This window comes from Pseudomonas sp. Pso3 (assembly GCF_055393275.1).
The window spans coordinates 4,414,001-4,420,000 of record NZ_AP043687.1 but is presented as its reverse complement, the minus strand read 5'-3'; the positions used below and the strand labels follow the sequence as shown (position 1 = coordinate 4,420,000).

Annotated in this window: 1 protein-coding gene and 2 rRNA genes (1 of these 3 running past the window's edge); 2 read left to right on the top strand and 1 reads right to left on the bottom strand. The window is 59.2% G+C overall.

Annotated elements, in window-relative coordinates:
* Both ACZ5R1_RS20750 and rrf read left to right on the top strand, forming a co-directional pair.
* Positions 1-2,316 (top strand): 23S ribosomal RNA (locus ACZ5R1_RS20750) (it extends 577 nt beyond the left edge of the window).
* A gap of 161 nt (positions 2,317-2,477) precedes the next feature.
* Positions 2,478-2,593 (top strand): 5S ribosomal RNA (gene rrf, locus ACZ5R1_RS20745).
* Between the two features lie 431 nt (positions 2,594-3,024).
* Here the strand turns inward: rrf and uvrA are convergent.
* The gene (gene uvrA, locus ACZ5R1_RS20740; protein WP_464712656.1) at positions 3,025-5,859 is read right to left on the bottom strand and encodes an excinuclease ABC subunit UvrA; all 2,835 of its coding nucleotides are present in this window, start codon (positions 5,857-5,859) and stop codon (positions 3,025-3,027) included.
* Positions 5,860-6,000: the final 141 nt, after the last annotated feature.

The following is a 6,000-nucleotide window of genomic DNA, read 5'->3' as shown; positions in this document are numbered from 1 at the left end:
CTTATTTTCAGTGGCGAGCTTAACCGAATAGGGGAGGCGTAGCGAAAGCGAGTCTTAATAGGGCGTCTAGTCGCTGGGAATAGACCCGAAACCGGGCGATCTATCCATGAGCAGGTTGAAGGTTAGGTAACACTGACTGGAGGACCGAACCCACTTCCGTTGAAAAGGCAGGGGATGACTTGTGGATCGGAGTGAAAGGCTAATCAAGCTCGGAGATAGCTGGTTCTCCTCGAAAGCTATTTAGGTAGCGCCTCATGTATCACTCTGGGGGGTAGAGCACTGTTTCGGCTAGGGGGTCATCCCGACTTACCAAACCGATGCAAACTCCGAATACCCAGAAGTGCCGAGCATGGGAGACACACGGCGGGTGCTAACGTCCGTCGTGAAAAGGGAAACAACCCAGACCGTCAGCTAAGGTCCCAAAGTCCTGGTTAAGTGGTAAACGATGTGGGAAGGCTTAGACAGCTAGGAGGTTGGCTTAGAAGCAGCCACCCTTTAAAGAAAGCGTAATAGCTCACTAGTCGAGTCGGCCTGCGCGGAAGATGTAACGGGGCTCAAACCAGGCACCGAAGCTACGGGTATCACCTTTGGTGATGCGGTAGAGGAGCGTTCTGTAAGCCTGTGAAGGTGAGTTGAGAAGCTTGCTGGAGGTATCAGAAGTGCGAATGCTGACATGAGTAACGACAATGCGAGTGAAAAACTCGCACGCCGAAAGACCAAGGGTTCCTGCGCAACGTTAATCGACGCAGGGTGAGTCGGTCCCTAAGGCGAGGCTGAAAGGCGTAGTCGATGGGAAACGGGTTAATATTCCCGTACTTCTAGTTACTGCGATGGGGGGACGGAGAAGGCTAGGCCAGCTTGGCGTTGGTTGTCCAAGTTTAAGGTGGTAGGCTGATCGTTTAGGTAAATCCGGACGGTCTAGGCCGAGAGCTGATGACGATCCTTCTTTTAGAAGGAGAAGTGGTTGATGCCATGCTTCCAAGAAAAGCCTCTAAGCTTCAGGTAACTAGGAACCGTACCCCAAACCGACACAGGTGGTCGGGTAGAGAATACCAAGGCGCTTGAGAGAACTCGGGTGAAGGAACTAGGCAAAATGGCACCGTAACTTCGGGAGAAGGTGCGCCGGTGAGGGTGAAGGGTTTACCCCGTAAGCTCATGCCGGTCGAAGATACCAGGCCGCTGCGACTGTTTATTAAAAACACAGCACTCTGCAAACACGAAAGTGGACGTATAGGGTGTGACGCCTGCCCGGTGCCGGAAGGTTAATTGATGGGGTTAGCGCAAGCGAAGCTCTTGATCGAAGCCCCGGTAAACGGCGGCCGTAACTATAACGGTCCTAAGGTAGCGAAATTCCTTGTCGGGTAAGTTCCGACCTGCACGAATGGCGTAACGATGGCGGCGCTGTCTCCACCCGAGACTCAGTGAAATTGAAATCGCTGTGAAGATGCAGTGTATCCGCGGCTAGACGGAAAGACCCCGTGAACCTTTACTGTAGCTTTGCACTGGACTTTGAGCTTGCTTGTGTAGGATAGGTGGGAGGCTTTGAAGCGTGGACGCCAGTCTGCGTGGAGCCATCCTTGAAATACCACCCTGGCAACCTTGAGGTTCTAACTCTGGTCCGTTATCCGGATCGAGGACAGTGTATGGTGGGCAGTTTGACTGGGGCGGTCTCCTCCTAAAGAGTAACGGAGGAGTACGAAGGTGCGCTCAGACCGGTCGGAAATCGGTCGCAGAGTATAAAGGCAAAAGCGCGCTTGACTGCGAGACAGACACGTCGAGCAGGTACGAAAGTAGGTCTTAGTGATCCGGTGGTTCTGTATGGAAGGGCCATCGCTCAACGGATAAAAGGTACTCCGGGGATAACAGGCTGATACCGCCCAAGAGTTCATATCGACGGCGGTGTTTGGCACCTCGATGTCGGCTCATCACATCCTGGGGCTGAAGCCGGTCCCAAGGGTATGGCTGTTCGCCATTTAAAGTGGTACGCGAGCTGGGTTTAGAACGTCGTGAGACAGTTCGGTCCCTATCTGCCGTGGACGTTTGAGATTTGAGAGGGGCTGCTCCTAGTACGAGAGGACCGGAGTGGACGAACCTCTGGTGTTCCGGTTGTCACGCCAGTGGCATTGCCGGGTAGCTATGTTCGGAAGAGATAACCGCTGAAAGCATCTAAGCGGGAAACTTGCCTCAAGATGAGATCTCACTGGAGCCTTGAGCTTCCTGAAGGGCCGTCGAAGACTACGACGTTGATAGGTCGGGTGTGTAAGCGCTGTGAGGCGTTGAGCTAACCGATACTAATTGCCCGTGAGGCTTGACCATATAACACCCAAACAATCTGACCGCGTGTCAGAGCGTGAGGAAGACGACGCCGAAAACGGGCGCGTGGGTTCGCAAGACCCCAAAGACGACACGTCTACTTCGATCACAGACCCAATTGGGCCAGCCAGGCAGCTCCATCGCCTGGCCAGCCAACCGAATTGCTTGACGAACATAGAGCATTGGAACCACCTGATCCCTTCCCGAACTCAGAAGTGAAACGATGCATCGCCGATGGTAGTGTGGGGCTTCCCCATGTGAGAGTAGGTCATCGTCAAGCGCCTAACACCCAGCACCCCCGCTCAGTTCACTCTGGCGGGGGTGTTGTCTTTGGGGCGGGAAAAGTTTGGCTTGGCCTCGGGGCGCCTAGGCGCTGGGGGGCAGAGAATTGGCCAGCGAAGGCCTGGGGCTGCGTAGCTGAGGTGGCCCTCACCCTAGCCCTCTCCCGGGGGGAGAGGGGACCAGGAGCGGAGTGGTAAAGAGTTTGGAGTAGGGCCTGCTAGACGGGCGCTGCTGGCATTTTGCAAAGAGCAAAAGACCCACAACAGCCCGGCTGCGCCCGGCTATTGTGGCCATGGCGGTCCGCCGATGCCGCCGCTCCTACAAGGAGGCATGCCGTAGGAGCGGCCCATGGCCGCGATAGAGCAGCGACTCACCCATAAAAAAGCCCGGCATATGCCGGGCTTTTTGCCTTCAAGTCGGTGCTCGAGATTACTCCCGGTCACGTTCCAGCAAGGGCTTGAGGAAGTAGCCGGTGTAGGACTTCTTGTTTGCCGCGACCTCCTCGGGTGTGCCCGTCGCGATGATCTGACCACCCTTGGAGCCGCCTTCCGGACCGAGGTCCACCAGCCAGTCGGCGGTCTTGATGACATCGAGGTTATGCTCGATCACCACTACGGTATTACCGTGATCGCGCAGTCGATGCAGCACATCGAGCAATTGCTGGATATCGGCGAAGTGCAGGCCCGTAGTGGGCTCGTCGAGGATATAGAGCGTCTTGCCGGTATCGCGCTTGGACAGCTCCCGGGCCAGCTTCACACGCTGAGCCTCACCCCCTGACAGCGTCGTGGCGCTCTGGCCGAGACGGATATAGGACAGGCCGACATCAATCAGCGTCTGCAGCTTGCGCGCCAGTGCAGGGATGGATTCGAAGAAGGCATGGGCTTCCTCGATGGTCATGTCCAAGACCTCGGTGATGGTTTTGCCCTTGTACTTCACCTCCAGGGTCTCGCGGTTGTACCTCTTGCCCTTGCAGACGTCGCAGGCGACGTAGACGTCCGGCAGGAAGTGCATTTCCACCTTTATGACCCCATCGCCCTGACAGGCCTCGCAGCGGCCACCCTTGACGTTGAAGGAGAAGCGCCCCGGGGTGTAGCCGCGAGAACGGGATTCCGGAACGCCGGAAAACAGCTCGCGGATGGGGGTGAAAAGCCCGGTATAGGTCGCCGGGTTGGAGCGTGGAGTCCGGCCGATGGGGCTCTGGTCGATATCCACCACCTTGTCCAGGTGCTGCATGCCGTCGAAGCTGTCGTGGGCAGCGACCTCCAGGGTCGTCGCGCCATTGAGCGCCGTGGCGGTCAGCGGGAAAAGGGTGTTGTTGATCAGGGTCGACTTGCCGGAGCCGGATACCCCGGTCACGCAGGTCAGCAGGCCAACCGGGATCTCCAGATTGACGTTCTGCAGGTTGTTGCCGCGGGCACCCTTCAGCTTCAGCAGCTTCTTCTTGTCCCGTGGCGTGCGCTTGGCGGGCACCACGATCTTCTTGCGGCCCGACAGGTACTGCCCGGTCACCGAGTCGGGATGCCGCATGACTTGGTCGGGCGTGCCTTCCGCGATGATCTGGCCACCGTGCACCCCCGCACCCGGGCCGATGTCGATGACATAGTCCGCCAGGCGGATGGCATCCTCGTCGTGCTCGACGACGATGACGGTGTTACCCAGGTCGCGCAGGTGAGTCAGGGTGCCCAGCAGCCGCTCGTTGTCGCGCTGGTGCAGGCCGATGGAGGGTTCGTCGAGGATGTACATGACGCCCACCAGGCCCGCGCCGATCTGGCTGGCCAGGCGGATACGCTGCGCCTCGCCACCGGAGAGGGTGTCAGCGCTGCGATCCAGGGTCAGGTAGTCCAGGCCGACGTTGACCAGGAACTGCAGGCGCTCGCGGATCTCCTTGAGGATCTTGTCGGCGATCTGCTGCCGCTGACCCTTGAGGGTGAGGTCCTGGAAGTACTGGGTGGCATCGCCCACGGGCAGACGGGTGACCGCCGGCAGGGTCTTGTCGCCGACCCAGACGTGGCGTGCTTCGCGCCGCAGGCGGGTGCCATTGCAGTCCGGGCAGTGCTGGGTGCTCAGGTACTTGGCCAGCTCTTCGCGCACGCTCTGGGATTCGGTCTCGCGATACCGCCGCTCCAGATTCGGCAGGATGCCTTCGAAGGGGTGGGCGCGCTTGACGATGTCGCCGCGGTCATTGAGATAGCGGAAGTTGACGCTTTCGCGCCCGGAGCCGTTGAGCACCGCCTTGCGATGCTTGTCGTCGAGGCTCTTGAAGGGGGCGTCGAGGCTGAAGCCATAGTGACTCGCCAGCGAGCCGAGCATCTGGAAGTAATAGACGTTGCGTCTGTCCCAGCCGCGGATGGCGCCTTCGCTGAGGCTGAGCTCCTCGTTGACCACCCGGCGGGCGTCGAAGAACTGCTTCACGCCCAGGCCGTCGCAGGTAGGGCACGCGCCGGCGGGATTGTTGAAGGAAAACAGTTTGGGTTCCAGCTCGCCGATGGAGAAGCCGCAGATCGGGCAGGCGAAGCGCGCGGAGAAGACGATCTCCTCACCCTGCTCGCCTTCCATGGGGGCGATGATGGCGATGTCGTCGGCCAGCTTCAGCGCCGTCTCGAAGGATTCCGCCAGGCGCTGCTGGAGGTCTTCGCGCACCTTGAATCTATCCACCACCACTTCGATGGTGTGCTTCTTCTGCTTGTCGAGCTTGGGCAGCTCGTCCATCTCGTGCAGTCGCCCGTTGACGCGGACGCGGACGAAACCCTGGGCACGCAACTCCTCGAACACCGACAGGTGCTCACCCTTGCGCTCGCGCACGATGGGGGCGAGCAGCATCAACCGCTGGCCTTCCGGCATGGCCAGCACCTGGTCGACCATCTGGCTGACGGTCTGGGCTTCCAGGGGCACATCGTGCTCCGGGCAGCGCGGCGTACCGACGCGGGCATAGAGCAGGCGTAGATAGTCGTAGATCTCGGTGATGGTGCCCACGGTGGAGCGCGGATTGTGCGAGGTGGACTTCTGCTCGATGGAAATCGCTGGCGACAGCCCTTCGATGGTGTCCACATCGGGCTTTTCCATCATCGACAGGAACTGGCGGGCGTAGGCCGACAAGGATTCCACGTAGCGGCGCTGGCCTTCGGCATAGAGGGTGTCGAACGCCAGCGAAGACTTGCCGGAGCCGGACAGTCCGGTGATGACGATGAGCTTGTCCCGGGGAAGGGTTAGGTCGATGTTCTTCAGATTATGGGTGCGGGCCCCACGGATGAGGATTTTATCCACGTAGACTTCTGCCTCGTTTTGGCGGCGCTTCACTAGAAAAGAGGTCTCGTCCCGGGCTGCGGCTATCTGCCGCGCCTGTGAGAGAGGGGGTAAGGCTGGTAAAATTAACGGCCCGACAGCGGTGATCGGGCGTTCGTGATC